16 protein-coding genes and 1 pseudogene are annotated in these 19,110 nt (G+C 70.1%); 11 read left to right on the top strand and 6 right to left on the bottom strand.

Annotation, left to right across the window (positions count from 1 at the left end; all coding sequences use genetic code 11):
• Window positions 1–31: 31 nt before the first annotated feature.
• From M4J07_RS07520 to M4J07_RS07510, 3 genes are all read right to left on the bottom strand, one after another.
• A complete protein-coding gene (locus M4J07_RS07520) occupies window positions 32–1,492 on the bottom strand; it encodes an exo-alpha-sialidase (protein WP_255968671.1) in 1,461 nt (486 codons plus the stop codon).
• A 25-nt stretch (window positions 1,493–1,517) separates the two neighbouring features.
• Window positions 1,518–2,531 (bottom strand): acetylxylan esterase, encoded by a 1,014-nt coding sequence (locus M4J07_RS07515; RefSeq protein ID WP_255968668.1) that lies wholly within the window; start codon window positions 2,529–2,531, stop codon window positions 1,518–1,520.
• Window positions 2,532–2,774: 243 nt separating this feature from the next.
• On the bottom strand, window positions 2,775–3,494 hold the full coding sequence (locus M4J07_RS07510) for a FadR/GntR family transcriptional regulator (protein ID WP_255968666.1): 720 nt from the start codon (window positions 3,492–3,494) through the stop codon (window positions 2,775–2,777).
• 236 nt (window positions 3,495–3,730) lie between these two features.
• Here M4J07_RS07510 and M4J07_RS07505 point away from each other — a divergent pair, with 236 nt between their 5' ends.
• From M4J07_RS07505 to M4J07_RS07460, 9 genes and pseudogenes are all read left to right on the top strand, one after another.
• Entirely contained in the window at window positions 3,731–5,287 is a 1,557-nt protein-coding gene (locus tag M4J07_RS07505; protein ID WP_255968664.1) for an ABC transporter substrate-binding protein, read from the top strand.
• Between the two features lie 84 nt (window positions 5,288–5,371).
• Complete coding sequence (locus tag M4J07_RS07500) at window positions 5,372–6,322, top strand: ABC transporter permease (protein WP_255968662.1); 951 nt, start codon at window positions 5,372–5,374, stop codon at window positions 6,320–6,322.
• The gene (locus tag M4J07_RS07495; protein ID WP_255968660.1) at window positions 6,322–8,289 is read left to right on the top strand and encodes a dipeptide/oligopeptide/nickel ABC transporter permease/ATP-binding protein; all 1,968 of its coding nucleotides are present in this window, start codon (window positions 6,322–6,324) and stop codon (window positions 8,287–8,289) included. Before M4J07_RS07500 ends, M4J07_RS07495 begins: the two co-directional genes overlap by 1 nt.
• Window positions 8,286–9,293 carry an oligopeptide/dipeptide ABC transporter ATP-binding protein gene (locus M4J07_RS07490; protein ID WP_255968658.1) on the top strand — a complete coding sequence of 336 codons (1,008 nt, stop codon included), beginning with the start codon at window positions 8,286–8,288 and terminating at the stop codon, window positions 9,291–9,293. The genes M4J07_RS07495 and M4J07_RS07490 overlap by 4 nt, the downstream gene beginning before the upstream one ends.
• Window positions 9,294–9,378: 85 nt before the next feature.
• The gene (locus M4J07_RS07485) at window positions 9,379–10,491 is read left to right on the top strand and encodes a right-handed parallel beta-helix repeat-containing protein (protein ID WP_255968656.1); all 1,113 of its coding nucleotides are present in this window, start codon (window positions 9,379–9,381) and stop codon (window positions 10,489–10,491) included.
• 113 nt (window positions 10,492–10,604) lie between these two features.
• Window positions 10,605–11,231 carry a TetR family transcriptional regulator gene (locus M4J07_RS07480; protein WP_255968654.1) on the top strand — a complete coding sequence of 209 codons (627 nt, stop codon included), beginning with the start codon at window positions 10,605–10,607 and terminating at the stop codon, window positions 11,229–11,231.
• A gap of 173 nt (window positions 11,232–11,404) precedes the next feature.
• Window positions 11,405–12,103 carry an SDR family NAD(P)-dependent oxidoreductase gene (locus M4J07_RS07475; RefSeq protein WP_308284738.1) on the top strand — a complete coding sequence of 233 codons (699 nt, stop codon included), beginning with the start codon at window positions 11,405–11,407 and terminating at the stop codon, window positions 12,101–12,103.
• A 90-nt stretch (window positions 12,104–12,193) separates the two neighbouring features.
• Entirely contained in the window at window positions 12,194–13,000 is an 807-nt protein-coding gene (locus M4J07_RS07470; RefSeq protein ID WP_255968652.1) for an SDR family oxidoreductase, read from the top strand.
• A gap of 239 nt (window positions 13,001–13,239) precedes the next feature.
• A pseudogene (locus M4J07_RS07460) lies at window positions 13,240–13,530 on the top strand (GNAT family N-acetyltransferase); the annotation flags it as partial.
• 27 nt (window positions 13,531–13,557) lie between these two features.
• Here the strand turns inward: M4J07_RS07460 and M4J07_RS07455 are convergent.
• Window positions 13,558–14,169 (bottom strand): TetR/AcrR family transcriptional regulator, encoded by a 612-nt coding sequence (locus M4J07_RS07455; RefSeq protein WP_374215007.1) that lies wholly within the window; start codon window positions 14,167–14,169, stop codon window positions 13,558–13,560.
• Between the two features lie 88 nt (window positions 14,170–14,257).
• Here M4J07_RS07455 and M4J07_RS07450 point away from each other — a divergent pair, with 88 nt between their 5' ends.
• Window positions 14,258–15,217: an aldo/keto reductase gene (locus M4J07_RS07450; RefSeq protein WP_255968650.1), complete on the top strand. Its 960-nt coding sequence runs from the start codon at window positions 14,258–14,260 to the stop codon at window positions 15,215–15,217.
• Window positions 15,218–15,450: 233 nt separating this feature from the next.
• Window positions 15,451–15,735: a hypothetical protein gene (locus M4J07_RS07445; RefSeq protein ID WP_255968718.1), complete on the top strand. Its 285-nt coding sequence runs from the start codon at window positions 15,451–15,453 to the stop codon at window positions 15,733–15,735.
• A 380-nt stretch (window positions 15,736–16,115) separates the two neighbouring features.
• Here M4J07_RS07445 and M4J07_RS07440 read toward each other — a convergent pair whose 3' ends face one another.
• Together M4J07_RS07440 and M4J07_RS07435 are read right to left on the bottom strand one after the other, a co-directional pair.
• Window positions 16,116–17,759 (bottom strand): M4 family metallopeptidase, encoded by a 1,644-nt coding sequence (locus M4J07_RS07440; protein ID WP_255968648.1) that lies wholly within the window; start codon window positions 17,757–17,759, stop codon window positions 16,116–16,118.
• 944 nt (window positions 17,760–18,703) lie between these two features.
• Complete coding sequence (locus tag M4J07_RS07435; RefSeq protein WP_255968647.1) at window positions 18,704–19,102, bottom strand: VOC family protein; 399 nt, start codon at window positions 19,100–19,102, stop codon at window positions 18,704–18,706.
• Between the last annotated feature and the right edge of the window lie 8 nt (window positions 19,103–19,110).

Raw genomic sequence — 19,110 nt, 5'->3', positions numbered from 1 at the left:
GGGCCGCCCGATGTCGGGCGGCCCCGTACTGCTATGGGGTGGTGAGGGTCAACGTGGTGTCGCCGTAGGCGTGTTGTCGGCCGCGGACCTGGTAGTCGGCGGTGGCCTTCACGCTGCCGGCGGTGGCGGTCGCGGGCACGGTGACGGGCACCTTCACCGTGGCGCCCTGCCCCGGGTCGAGCGCCGGGACGGCGACGGCCGGTGCGCTGTACCCCGCCGGCAGTTGCAGGGAGACCGAACCTGCGGGCAGTTTCACGTCGTTCTGGCTGACCACGCGGACGGCGACCTCGGAGGTGGCGCCGGCCTTCAGGCTCGCGGGCGGGGTGACGGTCACGGGTGCGCAGACCCCGCCGAGCCACTGCAGGTCGAAGGACGAGTAGGTGATGTGCTGGTAGTTGTCGCGTTCCCAGAGCAACCCGATGCGCGGATTGGCTCCGGTCCCGTCACTGAGCGGGGTGAGCGTGGAGTAGGCGGCCGAGCCGGCCTCGACGGTCTTGCGGACCGGCCAGTCCTGGCCGTTGTCGCAGGACAGGCGGACGGTGAGGTTGCTGCGGCCGCTGCTGGTGGCCGTGTTGCTGAACATCAGCCAGGAGGCGCGCGGATGAGAGGCGTCGACGCCGGGGGCGAACCGGGCGATCGAGCCGTTGTTGGCGGGATCGGGCAGTTCGGTGTCCTGCTGGAAGGGGGTGTAGGTGACACCGCCGTCGCTGGAGTACGCCACGGTCCGGTAGGGAGCGGAGCGGTTGTTGAGCATGACGCGGCCGTCGGAGAGTTCGACGGTCTTGTTCTCGTCGCCGCCCGGTCCTACGGGGGTGCCCATCTTCCAGGTGGCGCCGTGGTCGTCGCTGTAGGCACTGACCGCGTAGTTGGCGCCGTTGTTCCGGATCGCGTACTGCTGGATCAGGCGGCCCTTGTAGGTGCCGTGGCGCAGTTGGATGCCTTCGCCGGAGGCAGCGAACATGCCGCCCCAGGCGGGGTTCTTGATGTCGGCGGTGATGCGTTCGTGCTTCCAGGTCAGGCCGTCGTCGTCGGAGTAGCTGTAATCGGCCTGCAGGACGTCCGGGTCGGACTCGTCGTTGCCGGTGGCCGAGCCGAAGAAGCCCTGGTTCACTCCGGCCGCGTAGAAGAGGAAGATGCGGCCGGTGTCGTGGTCGACGAGGAGGCTGGGGTCTCCGTAGCCGTTGGGGGCGGGATCCTTGCGGACCACCTGCTGGGCCTGCCAGGTGCTGCCGCCGTCCGTGCTGCGGCGCACGACCACGCCTATGTTGCTGGGCAGGTCGGCGAGGGTGGGCCGGGCGTCGTAGGCGGCGATCAGGGTGCCCTGCCGGGTCTTGGTGAGGGCGGGGATCCGGTAGTAGGGGGAGCCGGTGCCCGCGGTCGCCAGGTCCTGCGAGGTGAGCGTGCCCGCGGTGGCTCCGTGGGCACTGGTCGTGGTGGCCGCGACGACGGCGAGCGCCGCGGCGAGGGTGGCCAGGGTGACTCTTCGCTGCATGGACGGACCTCTTCTCGGGTGGGGGTCAGACGAGTTGGGGGTCGTGCAGAGGTGGAGCGGTGGCGCGGGGCCCTGCGGCGAACAGCTCGCGTACCCAGGTGAGTTGCTCGCGCCGGTGGTGTCCGCCGCCGCCTTCGTGGCCGTTGAACTCGTAGACGCGGACGTCCTTGGGCCCCGCGTAGCGGTGGTAGGCGGCGAAGCAGGTGGAGGGAGGGCAGACGTCGTCCATCATCGCGATGGAGAACAGGGCGGGGGCCGTGGCCCGGGAGGCCAGCAGCGCGGCGTCGACGTAGGACAGGGTGCGGAACACGCTCTCCGTGCGGTCCCGGTGCAGCCTCAGGTACTCGGCGATCTCGGTGTACGGGCCCGTGGCGCACAGGCGGGCGGCACGGCGGATGTCGCACAGGAACGGAACGTCGGGCATGACGCCCGCGAGGCCCGGCAGGAGCGCGGCGACCGCCAGGGCGATGCCGCCGCCCTGGCTGACGCCGGTCACCACGATCCGGTCCGGGTCCACGGCCGGGTGAGTGCGCACGGCGTCGACGCAGCGCACCGCGTCCGTGAACACCCGGCGGTAGTAGTGGTCTTCGGGGCTCTCGACGCCCCGGGTCAGGAAGCCGGGTACCGAGCCGCCGAACGTGACCGTGTCGGGGGTGTCGCCGCCCGCCGTGGACCAGCCCTGACCGCGGGTGTCCATGACGAAGTGTGCGTATCCTGCGGCGGCCCACAGGAGTTGCTCGTGCGGAAGCCCCCGCCCTCGCCCGTATCCGAGGAACTCGACGACGCAGCCGAGCGGTTCACGCGCTCCCGCGGGCAGGTGCAGCCAGCCGCGCACGGGCCTGCCGTCGAAGCCCGGCACGGTCGCGTCGTAGGTCACCACCTGGGTCAGGCCGGTGTCGACCGGTTCGACCTGTGCGCGGGCGTCTGTGGCGCGCGCCTGGTCGAGGGTCCGGGTCCAGAACCGGTCGAGGTCGGCGGGTTCGTCGAGGTCGGGCTGGAGCGCGAGGCACTCGGCGAGGGTCAGATCCGTCAGCGGCATGTGAAGGGGCCCCGATGGGTGTGGCGTGCGCGTGGGCGGCACGGCGAAAGGAAATGCGGGGACAGTCTCCCCTGGACACCAGACGTCAGACGTCTTCTGTCAGGGGACTTTAAGAGTCTGCATGGCAGCCGTCAAGGCATGGTCAGCAGGCGGCAGTTGGCGCACACCGGAGGCGGGCACGGCAGCACACGTCAAGGGTGCGCCACTCCCCCAGGAGTGGCGCACCCTTGACTGACGCCCGGATCAACGCCGGGCGCGCGCCTCCGCGATGCGGCGGCGCACCGGCTCGTAGTGGTCGGTCAGCGCCGCGGCGAACTCGGCGGCGTCACCGGCCCGTACGGCGTCCACGATGCGCTGATGGTTGGCGATGGTGGCCGCCCCGTGCTCGTGCGTGAACACGTCGAGGTGCGGGGCGACGATGACGTAGACGTCCCAGAACGCCGCGGACAGCTGCCCGATGAGGTTGTTGCCGAGCGGGGCGACGAGCAGGGTGTGGAAGGAGCGGTCGGCGTCGATGAAGCCATGCCCCTCCTCCGTGCTCGACGTCCGCATCATGTCGACGAAGCCCTGAAGACGGTCGATCTGCCCCTCGTCGAGGGCCTCGACGAGGCGGTCGGCCATGCCGCGCTCGAACAGCTCGCGCACGTCGATGAGGTCCGACATCACCTGGAAGTCGTCGTCGGGACTGAGCAGCCCGCGGAAGGTGAGGCTCTCCACCAGCGCCGAAAGGCTCAGCCGGCCGACGTAGGTGCCGTGTCCGTGCCGCACCTCGACGATGTCCAGCGCGCTGAGGATCCGAATCGCCTCACGCACGCTGGAGCGGCTCGCACCGAGAGCCTCACACAGGGCCGGCTCGGCCGGCAGCGGATCACCGGGGCGGAGCTTGTTGTGCAGGATGTACGTCTTGATGCCGTCGACGACCTCCTGCCTGAGCGGCTGACGCGCCGACTTGGGCTCCGGCATGACCGGCCTCACGGCACCCTGTTCCACCGCCACCTCTTGACCCCTCTCCTTGGCCCGACTACCTTCCCACACTATCAGGGCGTCAGACATCATACGTCTGATGCGCAGTCTGTGAGGCTTTGACCACACTCACTGCCAGAACGGCCGCGTCTCCGGCCATTCTGAGTCACCTTCTCTTCCGCCTGGAGGACTCCTTGCCCTCGCGCAGCGCAGTCGGCGTCGATCGCCGCACCTTCATGAGATACACGAGCGCCATCGGTGTGACGACCGCGATCACCGCCGGGCTGACGGCCTGCGGCGGCCCCGCCTCCAACGGCGACGGCGCGCAAGAGTCCGGAGGCGGCGCCTCCGGCACCATCGAGGCGGGCCTGTCCTATCCGCTGTCCACGGGCTTCGACCCGATGATCACTTCCGGCGCGACACCGTACGCCGCGAACATGCACATCTTCGAAGGCCTGGTCGACCTCGACCCGGCCACCCTCGTCGCCCGGCCCGCACTGGCCACCGGGATGCCCAAGAAGATCAACGCGACGACGTACCGCGCGACGCTGCGCGAGGGCGCCACCTTCCACGACGGCTCGGCCGTCACCGCCGACGACGTCGTCTTCAGTTTCGAGCGCGTCCTCGACGCGAAGAACGCCTCCCTGATGGCGCAGTTCGTGCCCTTCCTCGACACCGTGAAAGCCGTCGACACGAGCACGGTCGAGTTCAGACTCAAGTACGCCTTCGCGCTGTTCCCCTCCCGGATATCCGTCGTGCGGATCGTGCCGAAGAAGATCGTGGGCGCCGACGCCAAGGCATTCGACGCCAAGCCGGTCGGCTCGGGCCCCTACCGCTTCGTCTCGGCGGTCCGCGAGGACAAGATCGTGATGGAGAAGTACGAGAAGTACAACGGCCCGCACCCGGCCAAGGCGCAGAAGATGGTCTGGCACCTGATGTCCGACCCGTCGGCCCGCGTGAGCGCCCTGCAGTCGGGGCGCGTCCAGGCCATCGAGGACGTGCCGTACATCGACATGAAGGGCTTCACCGGCAAGAACAAGGTCGAGTCCGTCCAGTCCTTCGGGCTGCTCTTCCTCATGTTCAACTGCAAGGACAAGCGGTTCGCGGACAAGCGGGTCCGCCAGGCGCTGCACTACGCCCTGGACACCGAGAAGCTCATCAAGACGGCGCTCCTCGGCAACGCCGAGCCGGCCACCGGCTACGTGCCGGCGACCCACCCGGACTACAGCAAGGCCGCCACCGTCTACACGCACGACGTGGCCAAGGCGAAGAAGCTGCTGGCCGACGCCGGCGTGAAGGACCTCTCCTTCACGCTGATGCTCACCGACACCGGCTGGGTCAAGGACATCGCCCCGCTGATCAAGGAGAGCTGGGCGGCGGCCGGCATCGACGCCAAGCTCGACATCGCGCAGTCTCCCGCCCAGTACGCGAAGGTCGACAAGGGCACCTTCGACGTGCTCGCCGCGCCCGGTGACCCCTCGGTCTTCGGCAACGACGCCGATCTGCTGCTGCGCTGGTTCTACTACGGCTTCTGGCCCGAGAAGCGCTACGGATGGACGGGCTCGTCCGCGTACAAGAAGACCCGGTCGCTCCTCGACCGGGCAGCGAGCGCGGCCGACGAGAACAAGCGCAAGGAACTGTGGAGTCAGGTCACCGACCTGGTCGCCGAGGAGGCCGCACTCTATCCGGTCCTGCACCGCAAGCTGCCGACCGCCTGGACCACCGACACACTCACCGGTTTCGAGCCACTGCCCACGACCGGCCTGTCGTTCGTGGACGTCGGCCGCGCCTGAGCGTCGCACCGCAAGGCCGCCGGACCTCGCCCCGCATCCGCTGCGCGGGGCGGGCCCCGGCCCCCAAACTCTAGGAACCTCACGATGGTTGCATTCCTCCGGCTCGCGCTGCGCCGCGTCGCGATGATGCCGGTGATGATCCTCGGCATCGCGTTGCTGGTCTTCGTGGTGCTGCAGTTCTCACCCGCCGACCCCGCGTACAACGCGCTCGGTGACAGCGCGAGCCCGGCCGCCCGAGCCGCGTTCGCCGAGGCGCACGGCCTCGACGACCCCCTGCCGGTGCGGTACTTCACGTTCCTTGGCCAGCTCGTCCAGGGTGACCTCGGCGTCACCGTCCCGCCCAGCCAGCCGGTCACCGACCGCATCGCCACCGCGTTCCCGCTCACGCTCCAACTCACCCTGCTCGGACTGGCCCTGGCCATCGTGCTGGCACTCGTCCTCGGGGTCACCAGTGCCCTGTACCGCGACCGCTGGCCCGACCAGGTCTTCCGTGTGCTGTCGATGGCCGGCATCGCACTGCCCTCGTTCTGGCTCGGCGTGCTGCTCATCCAGCAGTTCGCGCTGAACACACCCCTCTTCCCGACCGGCGGATACGTGAACCCGGCGGACTCGTTCACCGGCTGGCTGCGCTCCCTGGCCCTGCCCGCGATCTCGCTCGCGCTGCCCGTCGCGGCCTCGCTCGCCCGCCTCATCCGCACCTCGATGGTGGCCGAACTCGACCGCGACTACGTCCGCACCGCCCGCGGCAGCGGCCTGCCGCCGTTCCTCATCATCCGATCGGTGCTGCGCAACGCCCTGGTCACACCACTGACCGTGCTCGGCGTCAAGGTCGGCTACCTGCTCAGCGGCGCCGTCGTCATCGAGGCCATCTTCGACCTGCCCGGCATGGGCAAGCTGATCCTCGAAGGCGTCACCGGTGGCGACGTCGCACTCGTGCAGGGCACCGTGCTCACCATCGCCATCGCGTTCCTCGTGGTCAACGTCGTCGTCGACCTGCTCTACCTGCTCGTCAACCCGCGTATCAGGACGGTGTGATGCTCGCCCCTCGCTCCCTCGCCGAGCGCCTCGCCCGGCCCGGCGCCCGTCTGCGCCGTCTGCCGCTCGCCTCCCGGATCGCCTTCGGCGTCCTCCTCGTCGTGTTCCTCGGCGCGCTGTTCGCCCCGCTGCTCACCCAGGACCCGCTGGCCACCGGCATTCCGGCTCAGGCGCCCGGCGGCGACCACTGGTTCGGCACCGACCGGGCCGGCCGCGACGTCTTCGCCCGCGTGGTGCACGGCGCCCGCTACTCCCTCGTGATCGGCTTCGGCGCCACACTGCTCGCCCTGGTCATCGGCTCCGCGCTCGGCGCGCTCGCCGCGACGTCGCGCAGACTCGCCGACGAATCGGTGATGCGCACGCTCGACGTCGTCATGTCCTTCCCGCCGATCGCCCTCGCGGCCGTCCTCGTCGCCGTGTTCGGACCGAGCGTCCCGGTGATCATCTTCACCATCGCCTTCGTGTACGCCCCCTCGCTCGCCCGCGTCGTACGGGCCAACGTCCTCGAGCAGTACGGCGAGGACTATGTGGCCGCCGAGCAGGTCATCGGCGCACGTCGGCGCTACATCGTCGCCCGCCACGTGGCCGTCAACTGCGCCGCCCCGGTCCTGGTGTTCGCCACCGTCATGGTCGCCGACTCCATCATCTTCGAGGCGAGCCTGTCGTTCATCGGCGCCGGTGTGCAGGACCCCGACCCGAGCTGGGGCAGCGTGCTGGCCTACGGCCGGCAGATCCTGCTGTCAGGCGGCTGGTGGGCCACCTTCTTCCCCGGCCTGTGTCTGCTGCTCACCGTGCTCGCCCTCAACATCCTCTCCGAAGGCCTGACGGACGCAGCGGCCGCTCCCGACAAGTCCCGCACCGGCGGCGACGAACCCGAACAGGCCGGCCACACGGCCCCGCCGAGCAGCGGCGTGGACGCCGCTCTCGCCCAACTCGCCGAACGCCTCTCCCACATCGAGCCCGCCGTTCCGCCGCTGCCCGACGATGCGCCGGAACTGCTCGTCGTACGCGACCTCGCCATCCGGTTCCCCGACCGGTACGGCGACACCCGCGTCGTCGACGGCATCTCCTTCACCGTCCGCGAGGGCGAAACCCTGGGACTCGTCGGCGAGTCCGGCTGCGGCAAGTCCATCACCAGCCTCGCGATCATGGGTCTGCTCGCCCGCAACGCGCAGGCCGACGGCGAGATCCTCTACCGCGGACGCGACCTGCTGAAGATGTCTCCCAAGGAGAAGCGCGCACTCATGGGCCCGGAGATCGCCATGGTCTACCAGGACGCCATGTCGTCGCTGAACCCGTCCGTACTCATCGGCACCCAGCTCAAGCGACTCACGGCACGCGGCGGCACGCGAACCCCCGCCGAACTCCTCGACCTGGTCGGCCTCTCCCCCGAACGCACCCTGCGCAGCTACCCGCACGAACTCTCCGGGGGCCAGCGCCAGCGCGTCCTGATCGCCATGGCCCTCTCCCGCAGCCCCCGCCTGCTCATCGCCGACGAACCGACGACCGCGCTGGACGTCACCGTGCAGGCCCAGGTCGTCGAGTTGCTGATCAGCCTGCGCGACGAACTCGGCTTCGCGATGGTCCTGGTGTCGCACGATCTGGCCCTGGTCGGCGACCTGGCGCACCGCGTCGCGGTGATGTACGCAGGTCAGGTTGCCGAGATCGGTACCACCCGCTCGCTGCTGACCGACCCAGCACACCACTACAGCCGCGGGCTGCTCGGCTCCGTCGTCTCTCTGGAGGCCGGCGCCGAGCACCTGCACCAGATCCGCGGAGTCGTGCCCGCACCCACGGCCTTCGGCTCCGGCTGCCGCTTCGCGTCGCGGTGTCACGCCGCCACACAGCTGTGCGCCACCACCGCGCCGCCGCCGACGGATCGCGTCACCTCGGCGCACCACCTGTACGCCTGCCATCACCCGGCCCCGGCCGACCGGTCGACCCAACCGCTGGAGACCGCCCGATGACCGCTCCGAAGGACACGTCCATGGATCCTCTCGTCCGTCTCGACAGCGTTCACGTGCGCCACAGGGCCCGCAGTGGCGGAGTCTTCCACCGTGACGCCGTACACGCTCTGACCGGAGCCTCCCTCGAAGTGCGCAGCGGTGAAGTCCTCGGCCTGGTCGGCGAGTCGGGCTGCGGGAAGTCCACCCTGGCCAGAGTGGTCACCGGGCTCCAACGTCCGACCGAGGGGACGGCCTACTTCAAGGGACAGGATCTGTGGGCGATGTCCGCCGCCGAACGGCGCAGCGACTTCGGGGCCAGTGTCGGGGTGATCTTTCAGGATCCGTCCACGGCGCTCAACCCGCGGCTGCCCGTCCGCCGCATTCTGCGCGACCCGCTGGACGTCCACGGCCGCGGCACCCGTGTCACACGGGAGCAGCGCGTCGAGGAACTACTCGACCTGGTCGGCCTGCCCGGCCACACCATCAACTCCCTGCCCGGCCAGCTCTCGGGCGGGCAGCGCCAGCGTGTGGCCATCGCACGTGCTCTCGCCCTGGAGCCTGAACTGATCGTGGCCGACGAACCGACCAGCGCCCTGGACGTGTCCGTGCGCGCCCAGATCCTCAACCTGCTGGTGGACCTGCGCTCGCGCCTGGGTCTGGGCATGGTGTTCATCTCGCACGACGTGCAGACCGTGCGCTATCTCGCCGACCGGATCGCAGTCCTGTATCTGGGCCGTGTGATCGAAGAAGGCGAGGCCGCTCAGATCGCCGGTGCATCCCGCCACCCCTACACCCAGGCGCTGCTGTCCGCGACGCCGAGCCTGACAGAGCGATCCCAGCGCATCGTCCTCAACGGCCCGGTCCCCTCGGCCACCAACCCGCCCTCGGGTTGCCCCTTCCGCACCCGTTGCTGGAAGGCCGACGATGCCTGCTCGACCGAATTCCCCACGGCGAGCGGCGGGTCGGACGGGCACCGCTGGCACTGTGTACATCCGCAGCAGGCCGTCGAGCCCTTGGCCGCCTGACCGGTCGCGCCTCTGTGGCGTCCCGATGGGTCGGGACGCACGGGTACAGCGCCACCCGACCCTCACCTAGTGAAACGGGGCTGACATGCACGACCGCTCGGACAGCAACACAGACGCTTCGCAGCCCAGGCGAAGGCTGATCGCCGGGGCGATGGGTGCCGCCGGCGGGACCCTGCTCGGACCGTCCGGGACTTCCCACGCCTCGCCCGCCGCGGAGAGCGCGTCAGGGCTGCCCGTGCTGGCCGTGGACGCCGACTGGCAGCAGGTGCTGTCCAGCACCAGCCGCATCCAACTGGTCCCGGGCGCCACGTACACGCTCTCGGCTCCGGTGGATCTTCCGGACGACTGTCTGATCGTGGGCAACGGCGCCACGGTGACCGTCAGCGGAGCCTCGGTCTCCGCCTTCCGGGTCAGCCGGAAACGGCGTGTCACGGTCACCGGGGTGCACTTCCGTGGCCAGCAGGCAGATCCCGTGGGAACGACCATGGCCGCCGGTCACGTGGCAGTGACACTGACGCGCAGCAGCGATGTGCGCATCACGAACTGCGACTTCACCCACTGGCGCGGCGCCGGGGTCGTGGTGTCCGGATCTGCCTCCGACGACTACTTCGCCGCCCGCACCCAGCTCCGCGGTAACACCTTCGACCGGTGCTACTTCGGTGTCTCCGCCGCGGACCGCAGCGAGTACTCGCTGCTCGCGAACAACGTCTTCACCTACTGCCGACTTGCCGTGTGGAACTCCTCCGGCAACTGGAACGTCCACGGCAACACGGTGGTCGGCTGCTACGGCGCCTACTACTCCCTCGCCGCCACGAGCCCTTACGGCAGCCAGACCAGCGACAATTGGAACCACGGCGCCGTCACCGGCAACACCTTCAACCATGCGAACGGTGGCACGCAGGTCCGGTGGGCAGCCAACACGGCCTTCCCGCTGGGGGGTTCGGCGGTTGATCCGGGCGCCGGCATCGTCGTGTCCGGACTTCTGCCGCCCACATTCAGCGGCAACACCTTGTGGTACACGGACGTGACCGCAGCCGCCCTCCAGGGCAGCAGCTGGCTTCTGTCCGGGTGCGCCCTGTCGGACCTGACAGTGAGCTGTTCCGGCTCCGTCCCCATCCACCTGCTCGGCCATCACGGCAATCACCCGCCCGTGCTGTCGGGGAACGTCAGGGACCTCCTGTCGGGCACGGCCGGCTGAGGGCGGTCCACCCCGTTCCGCCCGGCTCCGGACGCCGCGCGCCCGGCGGGCGCACTCTCCCCCGGCCACCTCATAGCATGGAGGGCTCCTGCACTCCGATGCTATGAGGACCCGTGCCCCGAGCCGCCGAACCCCGAGCCGCCGCGCAACCCCAGTCACCGGGGCAGCGGGCCCGCTGGGACCGCATTCTGCGGGCCGCCGCCGACCTGGGGGCCCAGCACGGCCTGGACGGCGTACAGATGCAGGACGTGGCGAAGGAGGCCGGGGTCGCGCTGGCCACGCTGTACCGCTACTTCCCGTCGAAGACCCACCTCTTCACCGCGGTCATGGGCGCGCAGGTCGACCGGATGGATGAGCCGTTCCCGCAGATCGAGGCGGCCGCCGACCCCACCGAGGCGGTTGCCGAAACACTTCTGCGCTCGACCCGGCACCTGCTCCGCACCCCTCTGCTGGCCAGCGCCATCATGCAGAGCAACTACGCGGCCCACGCGGCCACGATCGGCGAGACCGCCCGCATCGACGCGAAGGTGCGGGCCACCATCATGGATCTGATCGGCCTGGAGCACCCCGTCAAGCGCGACGAGCAGCTCGTCCGCCTCCTCATGAAGTGCTGGCACGGGGTCATCGTCTCGGCACTGAACGGGCATACGACACAGGCGGACGCGGAGGCGGAGATCCGGCTGGCCTGCCAGGTGCTTCTCGGCACCCGTTCGAACGTGCGACAGACCGGGCGTCCCTGACCCGGCTCCCCTCACCAGGACCTTCGTCCCTGGTATCGCCCTGCCCATGGAGCTAGAATTCATTCTAGTTAGGTTCCGGTGCCTGTCCCGGCGGGCGAACGCACAGGGAAGTACGTCATGGGAAATCCCGGCCTTGAAGGCAAGTCGGCCATCGTCACCGGAGGGCCTGCGGCATCGGCGGCGCCGTCACCAGGCTGTTCGTCGAGCGGGGCGCACGGGTCGTCGTCGTCGACCTCCAGCAGGAGGCCGGGAACCTCCTCGCGGACGAGCTCGGCGAGGCCGTGCTCTTTCTGCACGGCGACGTCTCCGACCGGCGGATAGCCGACGCCGCGGTCGCCGCCGCGGTCGAGCGTTTCGGAAAGCTCGACGTGCTGGTCAACAACGCCAGCGTCTCCCGTCAGAAGCCCTTCGAGGAGCAGACCGACGACGACTGGAACCTGGCCATGGACACCGGCCTGTACGCGACCCGCAACTTCATGCTCGCCGCCCTCCCGGAGCTGAAGCGGGCGGGCGGCGGCTCCGTCATCAACTTCGGTTCCGGCGCCGGTCTCGACGGGCAGCCCAACCAGGCCTCCTACGCAGCGGCGAAAGAAGCGATCCGCGGGCTGAGCCGCGTCACCGCCAACGAGTGGGCGCCGCACGACATACGCGTGAACGTGGTCTGCCCCATGGCCCTGACGGCCGGGGTCTCGGCCTGGGCGGAGGCACGGCCCGAGCAGTACGCACAGTCCGCGGCCAAGGTTCCCCTGGGCCGCTTCGGTGATCCCGGTCGCGACGTGGCACCCGTCGTCGCCTTCCTCGCCAGTGACGACGCCCAGTACATGACCGGCCAGACCCTCATGGCCGACGGCGGTGCGATCAAGCTCCGCTGAGGACGGCGTCCGCCCGTTCGGCACGCACCCGCCAGCACACAGGCAGCCGGCCTCCGCGCGGCGCCTCATATTCCAAGGAGAGAGAACGACATGGGAACCTTCGCAGTCACCGGCGCAGCCTCCGGCATGGGCGCCACGATCTCGGCCCGCCTCCGAGAGCAGGGACACCGGGTCATCGGCGTCGACCTGCGCGGCGCCGACATCGATGCGGACCTGGGCAGCGCCGAAGGCCGGGACACAGCCGTGCAGGAGATCCAGCGACTGTCCGAAGGGCGGCTCGACGGCTTCGTTCCCTTCGCCGGACTGTCCGGCGGTGCGGGGCGCCGGCCCAGCCTGCTGGTCTCCGTCAACTACTACGGCGCCGTACGGCTGCTGGAAGGCCTGCGCCCACTGCTGGCCGCGGCGGGCAACGCCTCCGTCGTGCTCGCCTCGTCCAACTCCACGACCACACAGCCGGGCTGGAGTCCCAAGCTGGCCACGGCCATCCTCGACGGTGACGAGGACGCGGCACGGGAACTCGCCGATTCGCTGGGCGACGAAGGCGGCGTGCTCACCTACCCGGCGACGAAGGCCGCCATCGCCCACTACACGCGCACCAGGGCCGCCGACTACATCGCCGACGGCATCCGGCTCAATGCCATCGCGCCCGGTTTCATCGACACTCCGATGACCCGGTCGGGCCGCGAGGACCCGAAGATCGCCGCCGGCATCGAGGCATTCCTCGCGTCGATCCCCGCAGGGCGAGCGGGCCGCCCCGAGGAGGTGGCGGACCTGGTGCTCTTCCTGCTGTCCGGTGCGTCGGCCTACTGCGTGGGCACGTTGATGTACTGCGACGGCGGCCTCGACGCCTCGCTGCGCGGGCTCGACTGGCCGACGGTGCGCACGCCGAAGGCCTGAGGCCGCGACGACGGGGAGGGCCGCCGGTGGACCGGCGGCCCTCCCCGTTCTCAGACCGGTTCCGGAGCCGTGCGCGGCCAGGGCGCGGCCTGCTCCAACTGGCCGGCCAGAGCGAGCAGAAGGCCCTCTCCACCGAGCTCGGCGGCGAACTGCACACCCAGCGGCAGACCCTCGTCGCTGCACCCGAAGGGGACCGAGGTGGGCGCCGCGTTCGAGGCGTACGACGTGCTGCTCGCCCCGACGCTCGCTGTCTGATCGGCTACGACGACCAGGACAACGCGGTGGCCGCGGTGACGGTCTGGTCGGCCGGGCCCGGCAAGTCCGGCCTGCTGGAGCCGATGGGTGTCCACGCCGACCGTCGTGGTCATGGCCACGGGACGGCGATCTGCCTCGCTGCCGCGGCGGCACTGCGCGAGATGGGTGCCTCAAGTGCGCTCGTCGCCACCCCTAGCTCGAACACCGCCGCCGGTCCGGCATCAGCCTCCGCTGACTGCACTCACCCCGGGCCTACTGGTCCTTGCACGCACTGAGGCGGACGGTCGGACGGAGGCGCCCGGTCAGGAACCGTTGTCCGGATGCGGGCGCAGACCGTCGGCGACGAGGTCGAGCAGGTGCCGGGTGCGGCCGGCCCGGTCGCCGGACGTGGTGGACAGGAACACGCCGAGGAGCAGGGTGATGACGTCGTCGGGGTCGACGTCCGCCCGCAGGGTGCCGGCCCGGGCGCCCGCGTCCAGGAGGGTCGCGATCGCCGCGGTGAGGCGGTCCCGCGTCGACACGGTCGCGCCCCGGCCGGGCGCCCAGCCCGTCGTGGAGCCGCCGATCATGCCGCGCTTGGCCGAGACGAGTTCCGCGTAGCGGTCCATCCAGGCGCGCAGGGCCCGCTCCGGGGGCAGATCCCGCAGCAAGGTCTCGGCGCTGTCGGTGACGGCGTCGAGCTCTGCCGCGTAGACGGCCTCGACGAGGGCCTCGCGGGTCGGGAAGTGCCGGTACAGGGTGCCGATGCCGACACCTGCCTGGCGGGCGACGGTCTCCAGCGGCACCGAGGTGTCGGCGGAGGTGAACGCCGCCAGGGCCGCGGCCAGCAGCTTCTCGCGATTGCGGCGCACGTCGGCGCGCATGGGCCGGTCGGGGCGGGTGGAGTCGGCGGGCTGCCGTTCGGGCGGGGGCAAAGCGGAGGCACCTCCGTTTGTGCTACGGTCGGGTCACAACACGGAGGCTCCTCCGTTTCGCCCCATTCTCGCATGAGACGGGATCGCCATGACCTCTTCCACCCCCGCCGCTTCCACCGGCTCCGCCGACCGGACCGCCACCGGCGCCCTGCGCGCAGGTGGAGCGGGCCGCCTCGGCGGCCGCGCCGTCTCCCGCATCGGCTTCGGCGCCATGCAGCTGCCGCGCCTCGGTGAGGACCGCGCCGCCGCCGCCGGCATCCTGCGCCGCGCCGTCGAACTAGGCATCGACCACATCGACACCGCCTACTTCTACGGCGACGGCTACTCCAACACCCTGATCCGCGAGGCGATCCGGCCCGAGGACGACGTCCTCGTCGTCACCAAGGTCGGCGCCACCCCCGACAACTCGGGCGGCCCACACCCGCTGCGCCTCGCCCAGCGCCCCGAAGAGCTGCGCACCGCCGTCGACGACAACCTGGCGAGCCTCGGCCTCGAACAGCTCCCCCTGGTCAACCTGCGCCGCGCCGCCCGCGCACCCGGCCTCATCGCCGAGGGCGACCAGGTCGTGGACCTCGACGACCAGCTCGCCGTCATGACCGCCCTGCGCGACGAGGGCAAGATCGCAGCGATCGGCATCAGCCATGTCGACGCCGACGACCTGCGCCGGGCCGTCCCGGCCGGACTGGCCTGTGTCCAGAACGCGTACAGCCTCGTCGCCCGCGACGACGAGAAGATGCTGGACATCTGTGTCGCCGAGGACATCGCCTGGGTACCGTACTTCCCCCTCGGCAGCGCCTTCCCCGGCATGCCGAAGGTGACCGACGAGCCCGCCGTGATCGCCGCCGCCACCTCCGCGGGCGTCACCCCCGCCCAGGCCGGCCTGGCCTGGCTCCTCCACCACGCGCCCAACGTCCTCCTGATCCCCGGCACCGCCGACGCCGGGCACCTGGCTGCCAACGTGGCCGCGGGCGCCGTCCGCTTCGACCCCGCCACCCTCGCCGCGCTCGACGCCGTGCCGACGCGCAGTGGCGAGATCGAAACCCACTAGGCCTGTGCCGCTTGCGGCCCACGATGCGTTCGCATTCACTCTGACCGGTACGGCGAAATGCTCTGCAGGGCTGCTGGTGACCGCGCACACGGTCGGAATGCTCGCCGCCGCAGGTGTTGTCCGATGCGCGCCGCCTGATGCCCGTGCGTGACCGAACGGCGTCAACCTGCCGTTATCCGGTCCCTGCGGGCCTCGGCGGAGACAAGACTGCTGGCGAGCAAGGAGGGGGTGCCATGGCTCGCGAGACAGAACTTCCGGTCGAGACCACGAGCTTCGTGGGCCGCACTCGTGAACTCGCCGCTCTGGCGGCGCTGTTGGCCGGAGAGCGGCTGGTGACGCTCACTGGGGTGGGGGCGTCGGCAAGTCCCGGCTCGCGCTGCGGGCCGCGGCGCCGGCCGGGGCGTCACTCGCGGACGGCGCACGGTTCGCGGCGCCCACAAGCGGGTGAACCCCAACTGGTGGCGGCACGCGCCGCGTTGGAGCGTACGATCCGGGCGGCGATCGGCGACCCCGCGTAAGAGAAGGAGTTCGCCGCAGGCCTCACCACACCGCGCGACGAGGTGGTCGCCTACTGCCTCACCGCTCCCCCGCCTCCGGCCTGACAAGCACCGTGGCCTTAGCCCTCACCGTGCACGATCAGCGCCGTGAGCCCCGAGACCAAGAGTCAAGGCTTCTGGTGGACGGCCCGTCGCGGGGGACGGCCGTACACGCGGCGGTACTCGGCGGCGAAGCGACGGGGCTGCAGGAAGCCCCGGAGCCCGTGACGACGTGCGCAGCACAAACAGGGCGCCGCCCAACGCCTGCCGGTCCGGAGCAGGTCCGTTCGGCGGGCGCCGGCACGGCAGCGGTGCCCGGCGCCGTCGCGCCGGACACCGCCGTCTAGTCAACTCTCATGGGTTCAGCTGACGTTGACCGCGGCCCAGGCCGCCGCGACCGCGGCGTACTCGGTGCTTCCGGATCCGTAGAGGGCGGATGCCGCGCTCAGGGTGCCGGTGCGGGCCGACTTGTAGTTCGTGGTGGACGTGAAGTACGTCGTCAGCGCCTTGTACCAGATCTGCAGCGCCTTGGCGCGGCCGATGCCGGTGACCGTGGAGCCGTTGGACGTCGGCGAGTTGTAGGTCACGCCGTTGATCGTCTTCGAGCCGCTGCCCTCGGAGAGCAGGTAGAAGAAGTGGTTCGCGACACCGGACGAGTAGTGCACGTCCTTGTTGCCGACGGTGGAGGACCAGGAGTCGGCGGAGGCGCCGTCCTTGCTGGGCTTGTCCATGTAGCGCAGCGGCGTGCCGTCGCCGTTGATGTCGATCTTCTCGCCGATGAGGTAGTCACCGGCGTCGGAGGCGTTGTTCGCGTAGAACTCGACTCCCGTGCCGAAGATGTCGGAGGTGGCCTCGTTCAGGCCGCCCGACTCACCCGAGTAGTTCAGGCCGGCGGTGTTGGAGGTGACGCCGTGGCTCATCTCGTGGCCCGCCACGTCGAGGGAGGTCAGCGGGTCGGTGTTGCCGCTGCCGTCGCCGTAGGTCATGCAGAAGCAGCTGTCGTCCCAGAACGCGTTCACGTACGCGTTGCCGTAGTGGACGCGGGAGTAGGCCGCCGTCCCGTTGTTCTTGATGCCGTTGCGAGCGAAGGTGCTCTTGTAGAAGTCCCAGGTCTCCTGGGCGCCGTAGGCGGCATCGGCGGCCGCGGTCTGGTCGGACGAGGAGCTGGACGCGGTGCCGGTTCCGAAGGTGCTGGTCGAGTTGGTGACCAGGGTGCCGGTGCCGGAGGTCTTGCGGGCCAGGTTGTACGTCTTGTGGCCGCCGCGCGTGGTGTCGTAGAGCTGGTACGTCGAGCCGGACAGGGTGACACCGAGGCTGACGCTGCCGGAGTAGAGGGTCTTGCCGGTGCCCGTGGCGTTCTCGATGCCCTGGTACTCGAAGAGCTTCTCGCCCGTCGTCGCGTCGGTGATGACGTGCAGCTGGTTCGGGGTGCCGTCGTCCTGGAAGCCACCGACGACCGTCTCGTAGGCGAGGACGGGCGTGCCCGAGCCGGCCCAGATCACCTTGCGTGCGCCGTCCGCCTCGGACTTGTCCGAACCGAGCGCCTTGGCGGCGGAGACGGCCTGCTTCTCGGCCTGCCCGCCGGCGACCTCCGGCGTGAGGGACGCCACCTTGATCGTGGCCTTGTTCGCCTTGGTGACCCCCTGCGCCTCACCCGACTTGGCGGTGTGGACGACAAGGTCGCCGCCCAGCACGGGAAGGCCCGCATAGGTGCGCTCGTAGCGCGTGTGGACGGTGCCGTCGACGTCCTTGACGACGTCCTTGACGACCAGCTCCTCCTTGGCGCCGAGGCCTATCTCCCGGGCGGTCTGCGCGGCGTCCGCCTGCGCCTCGTGGACCAAGGACGCGCGGGCCGCGGCGGACAGCACGGTCGGGGCGGCCTGCGAAGCCCTGCTCGCGGCTGTGGCGCTGGTGGTTGCTCCTGTGGCGAGCAGGGCTCCTGTGGCGGCGACGGCGGTGGCGATCGCCAGAACTCTGCCGTGGCGACGCGCGTAGATGTGGCTCACTCGAACTCCTCGGTGTGGGGAATCCAGACAGGGCAGACGATCGGCCCGCCCGGCCTTGGGGGGATCAAAGCGGTGACCGCAGCTGCGGTGGAGAGAGGGTGACACCACGGGCGCGTACATGTCAGGAGTCCGAAATGATGTTGTCTGGAATCCACCCCCGACGGAAAGGTTTCGGGCAGGTAAAACGGGCTCGTTCACGAGCACCGATCACATGGGGCGATGACGTTTTCCCAGGTCCTCTGCCTCAATCCCATTGGAATGCAAGATTCCGGCCGAGAGCTCAACCCCTCTCCAGATGGCTGGAAACATCCTCAACTTCGGGGCCTGACGCGTCAGTTCAGCCCTGGATCACCCCGACACAAACGCGAGGGACGGCACGGCTCGGACAGCTGCCGGCTCCCGCTGCTGCCCGCCGAGGTCCCGGACCCCGAGCACCCTTACGTCGGATCCGTCGACCTCGCCGCGTTGCCGAAGGGCTCGACGGACCTCCCCCTGCCGCCCGAAGGACTCTTGCTGCTCTTCGCCTCGCCTTGGGAGACGTACGACTGCGAGAACCGCGGCCAGGCCGTCCACGTCCCGGCCGGCACACCGGTGGTACGTCGAATGCTTCCCGCAGGGAGAGTTGAGAGTCAGAACCGAACCTGACCTGCCCTACCACGCACTTCCCGGGGTCCCGCACGACGGCGACCTGGGCGCTCTCCGGAGCGGTGTCGCGGACAGAAGCGGGCATCTGCAGATCGGCGGCTACGCGGACCAGGAGGACGCCGGAACCGATCCGCTGGAAACCGTCGCGGGAAACGCCGTGCACGTGGCGACGGAGCACGGGAGCCGGGACTGTGGTTGCGTGCCGGCCGGGTCGACGCCAGGGCATCACACGGCTGCCTCGGCCAGAAGGCACGGGCTCCGCGACCATGCGGTCGCAGACCATGCGGCTCTGCGTGGCATCAGCGTGCGAACTTTTCGATGGCCGCCGGGGTGACGGGGGTGAAGAAGTTGACGAGATTGCCGTCGGGGTCACGGAACAGCAGAGACCGGTTGCCCCAGGGCATCGTGGTGGGCTCGTTGACGAAGTCCGTGACGAAGCCCGTCAGGTTCTGGTGCACGCGGTCCACGTCGTCGACGAGGAACTCGGTGATCACGCTGTGGTTGTCCGCCGCGCGGGCAGAGCCCGGAGCGAACAGCGGGACCGTACGGGTGCCGGCGATCGCGAGGGTGGCCCCCGCGGTCTTGAGCTCGGCGAAGTCCTCGGTGGCCCACGTCGCCCGCGCTCCAGTGGCTCGCTCGTAGAAGTCGACAAGGCGCGCTACGTCGCTGGTGATGATGCGGATCGAGACGAAGTCCATGGGAATCT

Source organism: Streptomyces longispororuber, assembly GCF_024448165.1.
Taxonomy (GTDB): Bacteria; Actinomycetota; Actinomycetes; order Streptomycetales; family Streptomycetaceae; genus Streptomyces; species Streptomyces longispororuber_A.
The sequence above is the reverse complement of the archived record's forward strand: the minus strand, read 5'-3'. Positions and strand labels throughout refer to the sequence as shown.